The organism is Salirhabdus sp. Marseille-P4669, from assembly GCF_900240405.1.
Taxonomy (GTDB): Bacteria; Bacillota; Bacilli; order Bacillales; family Alkalibacillaceae; genus OEQK01.
In genome coordinates this window covers 193,431-211,578 of the sequence record NZ_OEQK01000001.1, presented here as the reverse complement: position 1 = coordinate 211,578, position 18,148 = coordinate 193,431, and the positions used below count along the sequence as shown (strand labels likewise).

The 18,148-nt window shown below is 38.5% G+C and carries 17 protein-coding genes; 8 read left to right on the top strand and 9 right to left on the bottom strand.

Annotated elements, in window-relative coordinates; all coding sequences use genetic code 11:
* Positions 1–29: 29 nt before the first annotated feature.
* Together ectB and C1A05_RS00955 are read left to right on the top strand one after the other, a co-directional pair.
* Complete coding sequence (gene ectB / locus C1A05_RS00960) at positions 30–1,307, top strand: diaminobutyrate--2-oxoglutarate transaminase (protein ID WP_102026301.1); 1,278 nt, start codon at positions 30–32, stop codon at positions 1,305–1,307.
* Between the two features lie 22 nt (positions 1,308–1,329).
* Positions 1,330–1,722, top strand: a complete 393-nt coding sequence (locus tag C1A05_RS00955; RefSeq protein WP_102026300.1) for an ectoine synthase — start codon at positions 1,330–1,332, stop codon at positions 1,720–1,722.
* Positions 1,723–1,805: 83 nt separating this feature from the next.
* On the opposite strand, the gene C1A05_RS00950 is transcribed toward C1A05_RS00955, so the two are convergent.
* The 4 genes from C1A05_RS00950 to C1A05_RS00935 all read right to left on the bottom strand — a co-directional run bounded on the left by C1A05_RS00950 (position 1,806) and on the right by C1A05_RS00935 (position 4,971).
* Complete coding sequence (locus C1A05_RS00950) at positions 1,806–2,393, bottom strand: DNA-3-methyladenine glycosylase (protein WP_102026299.1); 588 nt, start codon at positions 2,391–2,393, stop codon at positions 1,806–1,808.
* A gap of 166 nt (positions 2,394–2,559) precedes the next feature.
* The gene (locus tag C1A05_RS00945) at positions 2,560–3,372 is read right to left on the bottom strand and encodes a glycoside hydrolase domain-containing protein (RefSeq protein ID WP_102026298.1); all 813 of its coding nucleotides are present in this window, start codon (positions 3,370–3,372) and stop codon (positions 2,560–2,562) included.
* A gap of 84 nt (positions 3,373–3,456) precedes the next feature.
* A complete protein-coding gene (locus C1A05_RS00940; protein ID WP_102026297.1) occupies positions 3,457–4,359 on the bottom strand; it encodes an EamA family transporter in 903 nt (300 codons plus the stop codon).
* 180 nt (positions 4,360–4,539) lie between these two features.
* Positions 4,540–4,971, bottom strand: coding sequence for a hypothetical protein (locus tag C1A05_RS00935; RefSeq protein ID WP_102026296.1), 432 nt, complete (start codon positions 4,969–4,971; stop codon positions 4,540–4,542).
* Positions 4,972–5,171: 200 nt separating this feature from the next.
* Here C1A05_RS00935 and C1A05_RS00930 point away from each other — a divergent pair, with 200 nt between their 5' ends.
* A complete protein-coding gene (locus C1A05_RS00930) occupies positions 5,172–5,438 on the top strand; it encodes a hypothetical protein (RefSeq protein WP_102026295.1) in 267 nt (88 codons plus the stop codon).
* 29 nt (positions 5,439–5,467) lie between these two features.
* On the opposite strand, the gene C1A05_RS00925 is transcribed toward C1A05_RS00930, so the two are convergent.
* On the bottom strand, positions 5,468–5,725 hold the full coding sequence (locus tag C1A05_RS00925; RefSeq protein ID WP_145997273.1) for a hypothetical protein: 258 nt from the start codon (positions 5,723–5,725) through the stop codon (positions 5,468–5,470).
* 101 nt (positions 5,726–5,826) lie between these two features.
* On the opposite strand from C1A05_RS00925, the gene C1A05_RS00920 reads away from it, so the two are divergent.
* Positions 5,827–6,459, top strand: coding sequence for a LysE family translocator (locus C1A05_RS00920; RefSeq protein WP_102026700.1), 633 nt, complete (start codon positions 5,827–5,829; stop codon positions 6,457–6,459).
* Here C1A05_RS00920 and C1A05_RS00915 read toward each other — a convergent pair.
* The 3 genes from C1A05_RS00915 to C1A05_RS00905 all read right to left on the bottom strand — a co-directional run bounded on the left by C1A05_RS00915 (position 6,442) and on the right by C1A05_RS00905 (position 10,385).
* Complete coding sequence (locus C1A05_RS00915; RefSeq protein WP_102026293.1) at positions 6,442–7,764, bottom strand: amino acid permease; 1,323 nt, start codon at positions 7,762–7,764, stop codon at positions 6,442–6,444. The genes C1A05_RS00920 and C1A05_RS00915 overlap by 18 nt on opposite strands.
* Positions 7,765–8,227: 463 nt before the next feature.
* Positions 8,228–9,469 (bottom strand): ABC transporter permease, encoded by a 1,242-nt coding sequence (locus C1A05_RS00910; RefSeq protein WP_102026292.1) that lies wholly within the window; start codon positions 9,467–9,469, stop codon positions 8,228–8,230.
* A complete protein-coding gene (locus tag C1A05_RS00905) occupies positions 9,462–10,385 on the bottom strand; it encodes an ABC transporter ATP-binding protein (protein WP_102026291.1) in 924 nt (307 codons plus the stop codon). The genes C1A05_RS00910 and C1A05_RS00905 overlap by 8 nt, the downstream gene beginning before the upstream one ends.
* Positions 10,386–10,569: 184 nt before the next feature.
* Between C1A05_RS00905 and zwf the strand changes: the two genes are divergently transcribed.
* Positions 10,570–12,078 (top strand): glucose-6-phosphate dehydrogenase, encoded by a 1,509-nt coding sequence (zwf, locus tag C1A05_RS00900; RefSeq protein ID WP_234998237.1) that lies wholly within the window; start codon positions 10,570–10,572, stop codon positions 12,076–12,078.
* Between the two features lie 26 nt (positions 12,079–12,104).
* Positions 12,105–12,719, top strand: coding sequence for a cyclase family protein (locus tag C1A05_RS00895; RefSeq protein ID WP_102026290.1), 615 nt, complete (start codon positions 12,105–12,107; stop codon positions 12,717–12,719).
* A gap of 238 nt (positions 12,720–12,957) precedes the next feature.
* Here the strand turns inward: C1A05_RS00895 and gndA are convergent, their stop codons facing one another.
* Positions 12,958–14,367 carry an NADP-dependent phosphogluconate dehydrogenase gene (gndA, locus tag C1A05_RS00890; protein WP_102026289.1) on the bottom strand — a complete coding sequence of 470 codons (1,410 nt, stop codon included), beginning with the start codon at positions 14,365–14,367 and terminating at the stop codon, positions 12,958–12,960.
* 135 nt (positions 14,368–14,502) lie between these two features.
* Here gndA and pepT point away from each other — a divergent pair, with 135 nt between their 5' ends.
* Together pepT and uraA are read left to right on the top strand one after the other, a co-directional pair.
* Entirely contained in the window at positions 14,503–15,735 is a 1,233-nt protein-coding gene (pepT, locus tag C1A05_RS00885; protein WP_102026288.1) for a peptidase T, read from the top strand.
* Between the two features lie 1,029 nt (positions 15,736–16,764).
* On the top strand, positions 16,765–18,045 hold the full coding sequence (gene uraA / locus C1A05_RS00880; RefSeq protein ID WP_102026287.1) for a uracil permease: 1,281 nt from the start codon (positions 16,765–16,767) through the stop codon (positions 18,043–18,045).
* Positions 18,046–18,148 lie beyond the last annotated feature (103 nt).

Genomic DNA, 18,148 nt, shown 5'->3' with positions numbered 1-18,148 from the left:
AAAGGTATATAAATTAAGGAGGACATGGTTTGAATTTTACAGACCTTAACGTTTTTGAAAAATATGAATCGGAAGTACGTAGCTATGTAAGAAGTTTCCCAACCGTTTTCACGAAGGCAAAAGGCTATAAAATGTGGGATGAGAAAGGAATGGAATACATCGATTTCTTCTCCGGTGCAGGAGCACTGAACTATGGACATAATGATGACAAAATGAAAGAGAAGTTAATCGAATACATCCAACATGATGGCATTACCCATTCCCTGGATAAAGCAACAGATGCCAAAAGAGAATTTATTCAAAAATTTAATGACGTAATTTTAAAGCCACGTGGGCTTCACTATAAAATGATGTTTCCAGGACCAACGGGAACAAATACTGTCGAAAGTGCCTTGAAGCTAGCACGTAAGGTTACGGGTCGAACCAATATTGTTAGCTTTACAAATGGTTTTCATGGTATGACGATTGGCTCATTGTCTGTAACAGGTAACGCCTCCAAACGAAAGGGAGCAGGAATCCCACTACAAAATACCGTTACGATGCCGTTTGATAACTATGTTCATGAAGATCTGGATACACTCGATTACTTTGAACGCTTCCTTGAAGATAGCGGTAGTGGTTTAGACTTACCAGCAGCAGTCATTGTAGAAACCGTTCAAGGGGAAGGTGGCATCAATGTTGCTCGCTTTGAATGGCTAAAACGACTTGAAGCAATCTGTCATAGCTTTGAAATTTTACTTATTATTGATGATGTACAGGCAGGAGTTGGACGGACCGGAACGTTCTTTAGCTTTGAGCCTGCGGACATTAAGCCAGATATCGTCTGCTTATCCAAATCCTTAAGTGGCTACGGATTACCCTTAGCAATTACCTTAATTCGACCAGATTTAGATATATGGTCCCCAGGTGAGCATAATGGAACATTCCGAGGAAATAACCATGCTTTTGTAACCGCTACAGAAGCGTTAACATATTGGGAAGATAAAAACTTCGAAAAAGAGGTTCAACGCAAAGGAGACATGACGAAGGCGTTCCTGCAAGCGTTATGCAGGAAATTCCCTGAAATTAAAGGGGAAGTTCGTGGTCGTGGTTTAATGGCCGGGATTGCCTGTGATGTTGACGGCCTAGCCTCTAAAATTGCCGCTGAAGCATTTGAACTAGGATTAATTATGGAAACATCCGGTCCAAAGGATGAAGTTTTTAAACTGTTCCCACCAATAACCATTGACGAAGAGGGACTTAAAAAAGGTTTTGACATAATCGAACATGCTGTGAATAAATTAATAAAAATACCAGTTACCAATTAACCATTAGGGGAGGCTATTAAAAATGAAAGTAGTAAAACTAGAAGACATCCTTGGAACAGAACATGATGTAGACGGAGGTACTTGGATTAGTAGACGATTATTAACAAAAAAGGACAACATGGGCTACTCTGTTAACGATACGATTATTAAGGCAGGAACAGAAACACATATTTGGTATCAAAATCATTTAGAAGCTGTTTATTGCATTGAAGGAGAAGGGGAAGTAGTAACATTAAAGGACAACAAAGTATGGCCAATAAAGGCAGGTACTCTATATGCATTAGATCAGCATGATGAGCATCTTCTTCGCGCAAATGAAAAAGGAGATATGCGCATGGTTTGTGTATTCAATCCTCCGCTTTCTGGGAAAGAAGTACATGATGAGAATGGAGTCTATCCGGTTGATGAGGATTGACAAACAAAATCGGAGCCTCACATGAAATCATACTCATTACCGAAACTCTAAGAAAAGCCTCCAAAATATTTTTTGGAGGCTTTCTATCTTGACACAAACCGATTCCCCGTAACCCAAAATCGATAAGGATAGTCCTTTGCCTCCCCACTATTATCAATTCCAATACGCGGACCCTTTGAGATTGAATCTGGTTTTGGCCCGTCTGCAATATACAAAGGTGGCTCAAAGAAGGTTCTGCCATAATCCTCCTTTACAATTCCCAATGCTTTCGTTAGTTTTCCTGGACCATTAGTAAGCTCTATCTCTTTTTTCTTGTCCCCACGACGCTGATACATTAAGTCAATGCCAATATATGGTTCAACTGCTCTAATTAAAACCGCTTCTGGAATCCCTTCTTCCCCACTTACCACATTCACAAGACAATGGGTATGCATGACATATGTATAGACAAGCCCCGGTTTACCAAACATTACTTCCGTCCGCTTCGTTCGTCGATTGCCAAAGCTATGTGCCGCCCGGTCCATTGCGCCGAGATATGCTTCCGTCTCTACAATCCATCCAGCAGCTATGCCCTCATCGGTCTCTTTTACGAGTAATTTACCAAGCAAATTTTTAGCGAGTTCCAGAGTCGGTTGAGCAAAAAACGGTGGATTTAAGGGTTGACGCTTCATTGAATCACTCCTATTTTGTATTATTATTAACCTGGGGGTAGTACATTTATTTTGGATTAGAAAATTTTCAATTTCACTGGGCAAGTCCGGCAAGAACATGCATTCGATTTGAATCCTTTTCAGCTACTTTCCTTTACAAAAATAGATCCCCATCATGGAGGATCTATTACCATAGACTTTCAAACATATCGGTTTCCGTTAAATTTGTATCTATATTACAAGTCTCATCATCGATTCCATATTGCCAGATGTGTGCCGTTATACCATCTGGGATATCTGGATTAAATTCCGTAGGCGACTCTTCCTTTGATGTGATACCAACATTTACTTCACTAACCCATAATACGAGCTGTTTACTTGCATCACTGTTATCTTCCTTAAATTTTAAATAGGCTTCTACTAAGTTGTTCTCCGTACTTTCCGAAAACACACCGTATAGCCCTGGTTTATAAGGAGAATCCTGGATTGTCTCCGTCCAGCCTACGATAAAATGGGGATCAACAGGATAGGTTGGTTCTATGTCTGCAAATATATATTCACCTTCTGGCACACCAAGGTCTTTAGCGTAGGAAATCGCTTCTTGTGCTTCCTTCCTACCACTTTCCTTAGAAATTGCTTCTGTAAAGTGATTATAAATTAAAACAATTTTTAGGTTTTCCTTGCGAAGGAAATCCACTTCCTCCTTAGTTAATCCAAAGGAAACATCCTCTTTCGTTTCTAAATATCTTCCCACATAGGAAGGCTCGCCATAATTTTCACGAACACACATTAATTGCTCTTCCTCCACCACACTAGCCGTGTCAATTCCCCAGTAAATCGTCTGCTTCTCCACTTCTTTCTGTTTTATATGCTTATGATTCTCATTTTTATTTTCTTGATTACTAGACTGTTTCTGATTTGTTTCTATACTACAGCCAGTAACAATAACGAGCAAGAAAGCTAGTGCCGTAATAACATAACGCGCAATCCCTTTAAACATAAGGTCCACTCACTTTTTTTAACTACCTTATTCTTTAGTAGTAAAAAAGTGTAAGACATACGCCTAGAGATGAAACCTGAAACACTATGGTAATAATTGATTCTCCCGATAACTTACCTGCTGGACCGTTTTTTCTTTTACAAAAGATAGGACACATAGCCCTAACAGAATGAGAAAGACCCCAATCCATGAAGGAACAGAAAGTACTTCCCCTACTACAAAGACCCCAAGTACTGTAGCAGTTAATGGCTCCCCTAATGATAAAGTGACTGCTGTGGAGGATGGGATTTTCTTAAGACCTTTCGCATATAGCCAGTAAGCAATACCCGTAGCAAAAATTCCAAGCTCTAAGCTTACAAGTGCACCATTTGCTTCAAAAATCCATGTTATATCAAAGAAAAATAAAAGCGGTGCCAGCATTAAACCACTAATTGTAAAAATGACTGCCATGGCAGGTAATGGCTCTTTTTCTGCTGTTAAATCTTTGCTTACTAATGTAAACAAAGCAAAGGATAACCCCGCTCCGATTGCCATAATAATACCGTACGGATTTATGCTCACCGCTTCTTTATTTACAAAAAGCAAAACACATCCGAAAATAGATAAAAGTGTGGCACTCCACCAAACCTTTGACGGGTTCTTTTTCCAAAAAAGCCACTCTAATATTCCCGATAAAACTGGTGCGCTGCCAATTCCAACAACTGTTCCAACAGCAACTCCAGTAATACTTACACTTGAGAAAAATAATGGTTGATAACAGGCCATACACAAGGAGGCAATAAGCGTACGTTTATACGGCCAATTCGTTAACGACAATTTCTTCAAGCTCAGTACGATGGCAAGAAGCGTTACTCCCCCAATAACTAACCGAATAGTGCCAATCGCAACTGGATGGGCACTAGCTGGAGCAAAGGTTTGGCTTGTTCCAGTTGTTCCCCATAAAACCGCTGCCATGAGTACGAAGAGAAATGGTACTTTTGGTTTCATTCCTAATCCTCCTTGTAGCTTTGTAAATAACCGCCCAGTGACATTAACATGTAGAAGACTCCTCAAGATGTTACATGCTGTAGTTTATTACAAATGTAGCATAAACCAATGCTAATTGTTAGAATTTTTTCATTTATAAAAAAAGGGGCTGACATATGCCAGCCCCGAATACCTTTAGGTTTAGTTGCGGTTTTCTTGATCTATTTGCTGCTCTTGAACATTGACATTAGCTGCATCCTGTCTAATTCTAGCTCTTTGACTAGTGTCAGAAACAGCAATAGCATCTCCACCACCAAAGTCAATCGCTAAAGAAAAGGCATCTCCAGAATCTTGACCAATTACACCAACTAAATCATTCGTTTGTGTTACATCTTGCATTTGTTCCTGATTTGCTAGGTTAAGCTGAATCGTATCTCCACCATTTCCTCCGTTTCCACCGTTTAGTGCATTTGCAGCATCATCACCTACAGCTGCACCTGCTACCATGTCTGCCGGTGCTGGAGCAAGTGGTTCTTCAGCAGCTGCATTGTTTACAACAAGCTTTCCAATGAAGTTTCTCTTAAATTGCAAGTTGACTTGAAATGGAGCTGCACCACCGTTACCTAAAGCCATAATCAAACTCCTCCTCTATTTTTTTTGAAGATATTATCTATCTTCTCTACTAAATATATGAGAATACGTAAAAGGTGAATGGAGTTTTGACTAGTTTTCATAGAATTCCACAAACTACTTATTTCAAGGGATAGCCTTAACGTTTTTTACCATCTTTGCATTTAATAGAATAGAATCTATTAATAGAGAGGGTGCTTATTTTGAGCCAACACGAAGTGCTTAATGAAATAAATAGAAACATAAAACAATTAACGAAACGAACAAGGAAACTAAAGGAAACCGTTCAAGATAGTAAACGAATATATAAACATTTAGAAGAAAGGGTATCTCACTTAGAGGCGAACCATAAGAAGGATATCGAGCATTTACAGGAGTTACTAGCAGCGGCAATGAAGCACGAAGTAACCATTTCAATCAATGATAGCCACATTAAGGAGCTGCTGATTGAAAATAAAACACAAGAGTGATTGTAACTTCGGACACATGTTGTCCGAAGTTATTTTATTTGGATCGAATCGTATGCTTCAAATAAGTGCTTAAGGAGTTCCTGGGCACGTTTCAATTGATGTGTTTCTTCTGCTGATTTTGAGCCATCGTTTCGTAGCACTTCATTCACAGCCTGCTGCGCCTGTAGGAGTGCATTATGTGCATGCTGAAACAGCTGTGGATTGTTATTAGCCTGGGCATGGACAACTGCTTCTTCCGCACGAAAAACAGTCTGCAAAACAGAATCATATGGATTGCCATTCATCATTAAAACCACCTTTTTAAAAAGAAATTTCGGAAAAAGTAGTACAAGTCCCCTATTCTGAATAGATATTTTTAAGACAAGCTTTTTTTAGGAGGGTATGGATGTTGAGCATTTTTTTCAGTTACGTATTATTAGGGTTATCCTTAGCGATACCTATTGGTCCTATTAACGCAGCACAATTAGATAAAGGAATAAAAGGTGGGTTCTTCCCAGCATGGTTTGTTGGCCTAGGAGCGATTGTAGCAGACGGTATTTATATGCTCATCGTGTACTTTGGTATTTTCCATATGATTGATACACCTTTTGTCAAAACGTTTCTTTGGCTATTTGGATGTTTCGTTTTAGTTTATACGGGCTTGGAAAGTATTATTAGCGCAAAGAAAATAGAGCTATCCAAGCAAAGAAATACAGAATCGTTATCGAAGTCCTTCTTTTCTGGGTTTATGATGTCTATTACAAATCCCCTAACGATTTTATTTTGGTTAGGGATTTATGGATCTGTATTGGCGAAAACAGCATCCTCTTTTGGGACAAAGGAGCTCATCCTATATAGTGGTGCCATATTCCTAGGATTACTTGCTTGGGACTTTACAATGGCTATCGTATCTAGTAGCTTCCGAACCTTTTTGAAAAGCAGAGCATTGCAATTACTATCCGTTGTATCTGGTTTATCCCTAATTGGGTTTGGAATCTATTTCGGCGTGGAAGGACTAAAATTGCTAATTGGTCTCACGTAAACCCTGCTTTTTCCAAATACGGGACATCACAATCGTAATCACACCGATAACAAAAACAAACCCTAAGCTAATAAAGAATCCCATTCGATTCGATTTATCTAACAATGTCCCACTTACACCTAGTAAAATGAGCGCCATCCCTACATAGTATTTAATGTAATCAAAGGTCTTTAATTGTAAATTTCGTGTAGCGGAAAGAATGATGAAAAACCAATTGTACAAAATCATTAATCCAGCACCTGTTGTAATATACTCATAAATTTTATCTGGCAATAGCAGGGACATCACAATAGAAGTAATCAGCCCAGCTATCAACAAACCAAGGGAAGCAAGGGGAATCGCAAGCCTGCCCTTTTTCGCAAAGATAGCTGGTGCATCCTTTCCTTCCGCCAAATTGATCAAAACAGTCGTGACTCCAAAAAAGGAGGCAACCATTGTGGAAAAACCAGCAATAATAAGGACCCCATTAAAAATATTCGATATTACATTCAAGTCAAATTGATTAAGTACCACGACAAACGTACTTTTGTCTGTATTAAAGGAATCCCAGTTTACAAGCAATAAGGCTAAACCTATGGAGACGACATAGATAATGACAAGGAGCAATACCATAAATGACCCTGCCTTAGGGGCTTCTTTTTTATCCTTTAGCTCAATCGCCATTAACCCCATGACCTCTACACCACCAAAAGCATAAAAGGCAAAAATGAAACTAGACCATAATCCAAGTAGCCCGTTTGGGAAGAAGTCACCAATGCTACTAGGTGTATTGACTTGGACATTATCCCCCATCCAACCAAATACAAAGGTAAGTCCAATGATAATAAACATGAGAATTGCGGCAATCTTCATGACCGCAAATATATTTTCCGCTTTACTTAAACGTTTATTGCCAAGAAGCAGTACGAGCAAGCCTAACACGGCATATCCAGAGGCTAGCATCCATAGCGGCAGTTTCGGAAACCATAATTGTGTAAAAATCGATAAGGCGGTAAGCTGACTTCCCATAATCAGCGTTTCACAGACCCAATAAGCCCAGCCAACGCTAAATCCCGCCCAATGACCAAATGCCTTTTGTGCATAAATTCGAAACGCGCCCTTTTGAGGATCTTTAACAGTCATTTTTGCTAATGCATCAAAAACCGTGTACGTTGCAAGTCCCGCAAATAATAAACCGATAAGGATAGATGGACCAGCAATTTTAATCCCTAAGCTAGAGGCAAGAAAAAAGCCAGTACCAATTGTACTGCCGATTCCAAAAAGAGAAAGCTGCCACCATTTCATGTTGTTTTGGTTTTCACTCATTGTATGATTTCCTCCGTGGACCGGGTTAGGAGTGCCTGGCACCACCCGAATTTTGTGCTTTTTTGTCGAACGGAACTCCTTAATTCGTTTTTATCGTTCACTTCTCTTGTATTATGAACCAGACTTAGCATTTTATGATTCAACAATTGAAACATAAGGAAGGGCTTTTTATAGAGCTGAGCTTTATGTTGCACATTTTCCTGGTTATGTTTCAATTTATTTAATTTATTAACCAGAATTTAATTTGTATGTCTTAATATTGTCTCTTTCTGTTGCATGATTCACGTTTTATGTTCCAAACCGGATTTTATGTTCCAAAAGTCACCCATTATGTCCCAAAGATAGCTGCTTATGTTCCATTAATCCGCAGTTGTGTTCCACCACAACTGCACCACACCGCCACACCACACACCCTCAACAATAAAAAAATGGTCGACCCGAAAGGTCGACCATTCCCTATAATCTATTGTCTGAGCCACTTCCAAATTTCCTTTGGTGTAGCATCCTTACCATACATTAGTATACCTGTTTTGAATATTTTTCCTGCCAGCTTCATAAAGAACCAAATGGTAATCACTAAAACAACAAGTGCAATAATAATTTCAATCCAAGGCCATGTATCTAGTACCGCTAGCCGAAGTAGCAATACACCTGGAGTGGTTAGTGGGAAGAATGTTCCTACTTGTGCAATAATTCCACTCGGGTCTCCCATAATTGGTGCAATTAAAACAAATGGTAAAAACGGAAACATAAATAAAATACCCTGGAAATTACTTGTGCTGCTAATGTCCTCAACTGTTGCACCGATACCTACAAAGATGGACGCAAATAGCAAATATCCACAGATTGCGATTGCGACAGACAGCAATGTTTCTGGAACAAGAATATATTCTAGTAACGGTAGATCGATTTTCCACATTAGGAATGGCAGAATAAGAGCCATCCATACAGCCACTTGAGTAATTCCTAAGGCAAAATAGCCCCAAATTTTACCCTTCATTAATTCCTCTGGGGTTAAGGAGGATAACACAATTTCCGCTACCTTTTCCTTTTTCTCCTGTGAGGCACTTTGGAAAATCATCATTCCTGTAATCAGAATGGAAAATAAAATGACACCACCAAAAGCAATTGGAACGATACGCTGTAACATCTCTTCTGGTGTTTCTTCTTCGAGCTCTATTGCTGTACCTGATGATTCTTCACCGGGTACGACAGACTCAAAGGTCACTCCTTGAGATGCTACTGCCACTTCTTCCTCTGATAAACCTAAGCTTTCTAGTTGCTTGATTACAAGTGGTTGTTCAAACACCCTTGCTTGATAAACTAAATTTTCATCCACATCTTCAGACATATAAACCTTTACACTACCATTTTGGATTGCTTCTTCTGTTAATAAAAGATAAGCTGTTTTTTCGGAATTTGCTAATTCATCTAGAATCTCCGTTTCCTCCATTGGATCGGACATTAAACTCCAATTGGAAAGCTCATCTTCTGGAAGCGCAGATTGTACACTATCCCAAACATTTAATTCATCATATACATAAACACTTACCGGTGCCTCTTCCTCCTCTGAATCATCGAATAAAGAAGGCAAATTGAAAAACAGTAGAAAAAGTAGTGGTGTAACAAAAAGCCCAATAATAAAGGATTTGTTTTTCATGTTTCGGCGATATTCCCATTTTGCAACCTTCATACTATTACGCATTTTGAACACCTACTTCCTTTTTGCCTGTAGCAATATCAATAAAGATTTCGTGCAAGGAGACACGGTCTATCGAGAGCTCCTTAATTTCCAGATGATCTGGCAGCTGCTTCAGCCAAGCTCCTGCTTCTACATCATGAGACAAATAGAGAATGGAAATATCCTCATTTTGCTCCACTCGAACAACATTTGGAATGGTTTCTAATGTAGCACGGTCATTTTTGCCATTTATCGTACATTTAAAGTTCGCATATTCACGCTTAACATCATCTATTGTTCCATAAATCACTTTTCTACCTTGATGAATCATAAACAATCGGTCACAAAGCTGCTCCACTAAGTTCATTTGGTGCGAGGATAATAAAATCGCCGTGCCTTTTTTAGCTAACGCAATGATTTCCTCTTTAAAAACCTCTTGACTTACAGGGTCTAAACCAGAAAACGGCTCATCTAAAATAAGAAGCTCTGGTTCATGAATAATGGAGGCAATAAATTGAACTTTTTGCCCCATCCCCTTTGATAATTCTTCAATAGAGGATTTGTCCTTGCCCTTTAGTCCGAACTTTTCTAAGTACTCAAGTGCTCTTACTTTTGCTTTTTGCAATGGATAGTCTTTTAACTCCGCAAAATAAAGTAAGATATCCATTACTTTTACGTTTTTATATAAACCTCTTTCTTCAGGTAAATAACCAATTTTATGGCGCGGTATTTCATTTTGCTCATGATTATGAAAGGTAATCGAACCTTCATCCGGATACATAATTCCCATAATGTTACGAATGGTTGTTGTCTTCCCTGCACCATTCGGGCCTAATACCGCCATAATTTCCCCTTGCTTAACATCAAACGAGATATCCTTGATGATTTGTGTATTTTTAAACGATTTCCCTAAGTTTTCAACTGTTAATATCGTCCCCACTCAATCTCCATCCTTTCTGTAAACAGACACTTCTATTATATTACCAAAATTATCCTTAATGTTCATACTATTTTATAAAAACTTTACAATTTCGATTTTGATGTTAAATAAACAAATGAATGGTAAACTTAATAATCGTGGAATACTAAAAGCAACATTTAAAATGAAGGCGAGGATATTTACTTTGAGCAACAAGTCAGATACAAACTGTACAATTGTTTTATTTGGAGCAACTGGTGATTTAGCAAAGAGAAAATTATATCCGTCTATTTATAACCTTTTTAAAAAAGGGCATTTATCCAAGCATTTTGCAGTAATAGGTTGTGCTCGGCGCGAGTGGGATAATACAACCTTTAGAGAAAATGTTGAGGCTTCTTTAAGGGATTCGAAAATTCAAATAGACCCATCTCATTTAGAGTCGTTTTTAGATCATTTTCATTATACGCCCCTTGATGTTACGAGTAAGGAGGCCTATCAGAATTTAAATCGCTTGCTGCAAACTCTTGAAAATACATATGAAATTCCTGGGAACCGCATGTTTTATTTAGCAATGGCTCCTCAATTTTTTGGTACGATTGCGAGCTTTTTAAAATCGGAAGGTATTACAAATGAAACTGGCTGGAACCGATTAATTATTGAAAAGCCATTTGGTCATGACTTGCCTTCTGCTCGACAATTAAATAGTGAAATACGTGAGGCATTTGCAGAGGATGAGATTTTCCGTATTGATCACTATTTAGGAAAAGAAATGGTACAAAACATTGAGGTAATCCGTTTTGCTAATGCGATATTCGAACCATTATGGAACAATCGCTATATTGCAAATATCCAAATTACCTCTAGTGAGTCACTAGGAGTAGAAGAACGTGGTGGTTATTATGATAAATCTGGTGCGTTGCGCGATATGGTGCAAAACCACATGCTTCAAATGGTTGCACTTCTTGCGATGGAACCACCAATTCGATTGACAACAAATGAAATTAGAAGCGAAAAAATTAAAGTACTACGAGCATTGCGTCCTCTAGAATTAGGAGAGGTAGACAACTATTTTGTTCGCGGTCAATATGGTCCAGGTAAAATCAACGATAACGAAGTACCTGGATATCGAAGCGAAGGAAATATTGATCCGCAGTCCAATACAGAGACATTTGTTGCTGGAAAATTGTTAATTGATAACTTCCGTTGGGCTGGTGTGCCAATATACATTCGTACCGGTAAACGAATGACGGAAAAATCAACCAAAATCGTCGTACAGTTCAAGGATATGCCGATGAATTTGTATTATCGAACAGAGGATAAAATGCACCCGAACCTATTGATTATTCATATTCAACCAGATGAAGGCATTTCCATCGTTATTAATGGAAAGAAAACCGAAAATATTTTGAACACCGCACCTGTTAAACTCGACTATTGCGAGAATTGTGTGGATCAAATGAATACACCAGAAGCGTATGAAAAGCTGCTACATGACGCTATTTTAGGGGATGCTACAAACTTCACCCATTGGGATGAGGTTGCTTTATCGTGGAAGTACGTAGATGTCATTTATGATGCTTGGGAGAAAAAGAAGGCTTCGGATTTTCCAAATTATGAATCGGGAACCATGGGACCAACAGCTGCGGATGAGCTATTAAAAGAGGATGGCTTCCACTGGTGGCCAGTTATTGAAGACAGCGATTATTCCATTTAACCTGAAACACAAGGGAGGAACATCAAATGGCTAAAATGTATGATATTTCATTGCCCATATATAAAGGGATGCCAGTTTACAAAAACAAACCAGAAAAACAACCTGAATTCCAAACTGTTACCAATGGTCATGTAACTGAATCAAGATTGAGTATGGATGCACATACAGGAACACACATTGATGCTCCATTGCACATGATCAATGATGGAGAAACATTTGAATCCATTGATTTAGAGCAACTAATCGGGGACGCTAAGGTTTTCGATTTAACCGATGTAGAAACAGGAATTTCTGCTCAAGACCTTGAAAAATTCCAAATTGAAGAAGGAGATTTTGTTTTATTTAAAACGAAAAATACCTTTGACGAAGCATTTAATTTTGAATTTATTTATTTGGCAGAAAGCGGCGCGCGCTATTTAGCAGAGAAAGGCGTTCGCGGGGTAGGAATCGATGCACTTGGAGTAGAGCGTGCACAAGAAGGACACCCAACACACAAAACACTATTTCAAAACAACATTATTGTTATTGAAGGACTTAATTTTAAAGATGTGGAGCCAGGAACCTATCATATGGTAGCTGCACCTCTAAAGTTAGTCGGTATTGACGCTGCTCCAGCACGTGTTTTGCTGTTTGAGAAGTAATGTTTCAGAAGACTAAATCCGTATGTTGTGGAATTGTTGTGACATTCTATTGAATTATCTCTCACAATTGTTGAATTAACCTGGAATGCTGTGGAATTAACTCCATGCACTAGTGAATTCACGTCTATTCCTCGTGAATGGATGCCATTATCTATTGAAATATTCCAAAAAACTCCACAATTATTTACACAACCCCAAAAAAGAGTGATTGGACCAAGTCCAATCACTCTTTTTCTTTTTAATACCATTGCGTGTGAAACGTTCCTTCTTTATCCACACGTTGATAAGTGTGTGCACCAAAATAGTCACGCTGTGCTTGTAAAAGGTTAGCAGGTAATGTCTCTGTGCGATAGCTATCATAGTAAGCCAGTGCTGCAGAAAAGCATGGAACAGGAATTCCTTGTCCGACTGCTGTTGCAATAATTTGGCGTAAGCTTGCTTGATAGTTATCGGTTACCTCTTTAAAGTAAGGATCTAACAAAAGGTTAGCTAAATTTTTATTGTTATCATATGCATCCTTAATGTTTTGAAGGAAGGCTGCTCGAATGATACATCCACCTCTCCATAGCATGGCGATGTTACCATAATCTAGCTCCCAATTATATTCCGTCGATGCTGCACGTAGCTGTGCAAATCCTTGTGCATAAGAGCAAATTTTACTCATGTACAATGCTTGACGGACAGCTTCAATTAACTGTTCCTTATCCATTGTGAGAGCTGGCACATTTTTCGGTCCATTCAATACTTTACTCGCTGCCACGCGCTCATCCTTTAGAGCAGACAGGAATCGCGCAAATACAGATTCCGTAATAATTGGTAACGGAACACCTAGGTTTAGTGCACTATTACTTGTCCACTTGCCTGTACCCTTTTGGCCAGCTGTATCTAGTATCACATCTACCATCGGCTTGCCAGTTTCATCGTCCTTTTTCGTGAAAATATCTGCAGTAATTTCAATTAAATAACTATCGAGCTCACCCTTATTCCATTCTGCAAAAACCTCATGAAGCTCATCTGTTGAGAGATTCAATGTGTTTTTCAAGAAAAAGTAAGCTTCACAAATTAGCTGCATGTCACCATATTCAATTCCGTTATGTACCATCTTCACATAATGCCCTGCACCATTTGGACCAATATAATCACAGCAAGGCTCGCCATTTACCTTCGCAGAAATGTCCTTTAACATGTGCTCTACTTTTTCATAGGCATCCTTTTGTCCACCAGGCATAATAGAAGGCCCTTTTAATGCACCCTCTTCCCCTCCTGATACACCTGTACCAATGAAGTTGATCCCTTTCTCTTCAAGATACTTGTTTCGGCGCATCGTATCTTCAAAATATGTATTTCCACCATCGATTAAAATATCACCTTTGTCCAAATATGGAAGCAACGATTCAATGGCCTTGTCCGTAATTTCACCTGCGTTTACCATTAATAATACTTTTCTAGGTAATTCTAAAGCATTAATAAACTCCTCCATATCGCTTGTGCCTGTTATATTTTTATCTTGATGTTCCGATAATACTTTATTAACCGTTTCTTTAGAAATATCATATATCGCAACAGAGTATCCTCTACTTTCAAAGTTTAAGGCAATACTCTTCCCCATTACACCTACACCTACAACACCAATTTGTTGTTTTGCCATGTTGTTCCTACCTTTCTAATTTCTAAAAATGTACGTCATACAAATCCTATTATATAGTATGTAAAAATTCAAATGGAATATGTGAAAGCCGTAATATGGTAAAATAACGATATATTATAAAAGAAGGTGAATCCATTGAAAGAAGATTTAATTAGACGTTTTACCTCTTATGTTAAAGTAGACACCCAGTCAAATGAAGAAAATGAAAATTGTCCATCTACTGAGGGACAATGGGAACTCGCAAAAATGCTTATGGAAGAGCTAAAGGAAATTGGCATGGAAGATGTAACGATTGATGAACATGCATATGTATTCGCAACACTTCCTGCGAATACAGACAAAGACGTTCCAACAATGGGATTTTTAGCACACGTGGATACGGCAACAGATTTCACTGGCAAAAATGTAAAACCCCAGCTTGTTGAAAATTATGATGGTGGAGACATCGTTTTAAATGAAGCATTAAAGGTTGTGTTATCCCCAAGTGAATTTCCAGAGCTTAAAAACTATAAAGGACACACCTTAGTCACAACAGATGGGACTACCCTTTTAGGTGCAGACAACAAAGCAGGTGTTACCGAGATTATGACGGCAATGGATTACTTGATTCAACATCCAGAAATAAAGCACGGAAAAGTAAGAGTAGCCTTTACACCTGATGAAGAAATAGGTCGTGGACCACATAAATTTAATGTAGAGGCATTTAATGCAGAATTTGCTTATACCGTTGATGGTGGCCCACTTGGCGAATTGCAATACGAAAGCTTTAATGCTGCTGCCGCAAAAATTACGGTAAAAGGTAGCAATGTACACCCGGGATCTGCCAAAAACAAAATGGTAAACTCCGCAAAAATTGCAATGGAATTACATAGCAAATTACCTGCTGAGGAAGCACCAGAGTATACAGAGGGCTATGAAGGGTTTTATCATTTACTCGAAATGAGTGGAGATGTAGAGCAAACAAAAATGTACTACATCATACGCGATCACGATCGTGAGAAATTTACTGCTAAAAAAGCAACGATGGAAGCAATCGCGAAGGAGCTAAACGACAAATATGGTGCGGATACCGTACTACTGGATTTAAAGGATCAATATTACAACATGGGTGAAAAAATCAAGCCTGTTTTTGAAATTGTCGAGGTTGCTAAGCAGGCAATGGAAAACCTAGGTATAAAACCGGACGTTAAGCCAATTCGCGGTGGAACAGATGGCTCTCAATTATCGTTCATGGGACTACCTACTCCAAACATTTTTACAGGCGGGGAAAATTTTCACGGTAAATTTGAATATGTATCCGTAGATGATATGGAGAAAGCTACGAACACCATTGTAGAGGTTGTAAAACTATTTGAAGAACGCGCATAATTTATAAGAAGGACATGGCTTAGGCTGTGTTCTTTTTTTGTATTGGTATGGTGTGAAGAGTATACAAGTAAATTCCTTATTACACGAATATTGTAAGATTGTTAACTCGTATTCCTATTAAATTAACGAGTAATTATTTTTTTGTTTTTTTTAGACGAATAAAGCATTGAGTGTGTATAGTATTCTTTCGAAATAGACGAGTATTTCTGCTAGTTTCACGAGTACTTTTTAATAGGGCGAATAAAATGCTAATACATACGAGCAAATATTTAAGTTCAATAGTATTTTAACCATTTAGACGAATATATCGGATTTAGACGAATATTATCCTTAACTCGAAGAATAAATTTATTAGTTCAACGAATAAGTACGAGAGAAAGACGAGTAAACAAAAAAATAAGTCGCTGACACCGGTGATCAATGTTTTTTCATTGCATTTAATTTACATGCCGAAACAACTTTCCATGCAAGGGAACAATCTACTTAATAAGTTAAAGCATGTCACTGTTTATCAGCAGCATTTTTATCTTATGTGGACTTTTAATTCTATCTACTCCAACGAAATAGGGAATATTACATAGATAACAGCGCTGTTGGTACGAGGGAGTTAATTAAATCGAAGCTTTTTTAAATGACTGAAAAATCCCTTTAAATGTTGTAATAACTTTCATCATTTTAGTCGGCATCGGCTTCATTAGTGCTCGAATTATTATGATATACATTTAAACGATCCCTAATAGGTACATCCTATAATAACACCCCTTGACATATGTTCAAAAAAAGATAATAATAGCTAAGATAAGTAAATACGGGTTACCTTTAATTCAGTCCTGTGAGACTGGCAAGGTGGAACACAGAAGCGTTCTGTGTTTAATGATGGCTCTTAGTGTAAACTTTTGCTTACACTTAGGTGTATCACCATGTGCTTTCATGCATCTTGCTAGTATTCTAGTAAGATGCATTTTTTATTTTTCCTAGGTAACCGTTCTTACTCGTCGCATTATTCATCTAAAAAGGGGAGAAAAGCAAATGAAACAACGTGAAATTCAAGTTGATGAACGATTACCTTTACTTCAAAGCTTACCTTTAAGCTTACAGCACTTATTTGCGATGTTTGGATCAACGGTATTAGTTCCAATTATGTTTGGAGTAGATCCAGCTACGATTCTATTAATGAATGGAATTGGTACACTCCTTTATATTTTTATTACAAAGGGTAAAATTCCCGCGTATCTAGGTTCTAGCTTCGCCTTTATTTCACCAGTCTTTGCCGTGTTGGGTAAATATTCAGGTGGCGAGGGATACAGTTATGTTTTGGGTGGGTTCCTAGTTGTTGGTATTGTTTTAACACTCATTGCGATAATCGTGAAATATGCAGGAACCGGTTGGATTGATGTTATTTTCCCACCTGCCGCAATGGGCGCAATCGTTGCCGTTATTGGTCTTGAGCTAGTACCAACAGCTGCCGAAATGGCTGGTTTAATTAAGCCTGCCGATGCAGCAGATACTTGGGCGATGGATACGAATACGGTTATTGTTTCCTTATTAACCTTAGCCATTACGGTTGTATGCTGGGTAACCTTACGTGGATTCTTAAAGATTATTCCAATCCTAATTGGGATTGTCGGTGGATATATAATAGCTGCTGCATTTGGTATGGTTGATTTCGCCGCAGTAAACGAAGCTTCTTGGATTCAAATGCCACAGTTTTATGAAATGAAATTCAATTGGGCTGATATATTAATCATTCTTCCAGCAGTACTAGTATTGGTGCCAGAGCACATTGGACATTTATATGTAACTGGCAATATTGTACAAAAAGACCTGACAAAGGATCCTGGTCTTGACCGTTCCATGGCTGGTAACGGGATTTCTACTATTATTTCCAGTTTCTTTGGATCTACACCAAATACAACCTATGGAGAAAATATTGGGGTTCTAGCAATCACAAGGGTGTATTCTACATGGATTATTGGTGGAGCCGCATTAATTGCAGTCATTCTATCCTTCTGCGGAAAACTAGCAGCACTTATTTCGTCCATTCCAACAGCAGTAATGGGTGGGGTTTCCTTACTTCTCTTCGGTATCATTGCTGCTAGCGGAATTCGGATGCTGGTAGAAGCAAAGGTTGACTATAATCGCTCCCAAAATTTAATACTAACTTGTGTCGTGCTCGTAATTGGTATTAGTGGAGCGACGATTCAAATTGGAGAGGTTGAATTGAAAGGGATGGGCCTTGCTTCCATCGTGGCGATTGTATTGAGCTTGTTCTTTAAGCTATTAGATGTATTAAAGCTATCAAATGAATAAGGTTAAGAACAAAAGCGGAAGTGCCTTGGTCAGCCCTAAAAGGCATAAGCCAAGCACCGACGCGTCGTTGAGATCGGATTATGTCCCGATGGGCTAGGCGCTG

Coding starts and splice junctions, on each gene's coding strand:
- C1A05_RS00955 (WP_102026300.1), top strand. CDS start 1,330: ATGAAAGTAGTAAAACTAGAAGACATCCTTGGAACAGAACATGATGTA.
- C1A05_RS00950 (WP_102026299.1), bottom strand. CDS start 2,393: ATGAAGCGTCAACCCTTAAATCCACCGTTTTTTGCTCAACCGACTCTG.
- C1A05_RS00945 (WP_102026298.1), bottom strand. CDS start 3,372: ATGTTTAAAGGGATTGCGCGTTATGTTATTACGGCACTAGCTTTCTTG.
- C1A05_RS00940 (WP_102026297.1), bottom strand. CDS start 4,359: ATGAAACCAAAAGTACCATTTCTCTTCGTACTCATGGCAGCGGTTTTA.
- C1A05_RS00935 (WP_102026296.1), bottom strand. CDS start 4,971: ATGGCTTTAGGTAACGGTGGTGCAGCTCCATTTCAAGTCAACTTGCAA.
- C1A05_RS00925 (WP_145997273.1), bottom strand. CDS start 5,725: ATGATGAATGGCAATCCATATGATTCTGTTTTGCAGACTGTTTTTCGT.
- C1A05_RS00915 (WP_102026293.1), bottom strand. CDS start 7,764: ATGAGTGAAAACCAAAACAACATGAAATGGTGGCAGCTTTCTCTTTTT.
- C1A05_RS00910 (WP_102026292.1), bottom strand. CDS start 9,469: ATGCGTAATAGTATGAAGGTTGCAAAATGGGAATATCGCCGAAACATG.
- C1A05_RS00895 (WP_102026290.1), top strand. CDS start 12,105: ATGGCTAAAATGTATGATATTTCATTGCCCATATATAAAGGGATGCCA.
- gndA (WP_102026289.1), bottom strand. CDS start 14,367: ATGGCAAAACAACAAATTGGTGTTGTAGGTGTAGGTGTAATGGGGAAG.
- uraA (WP_102026287.1), top strand. CDS start 16,765: ATGAAACAACGTGAAATTCAAGTTGATGAACGATTACCTTTACTTCAA.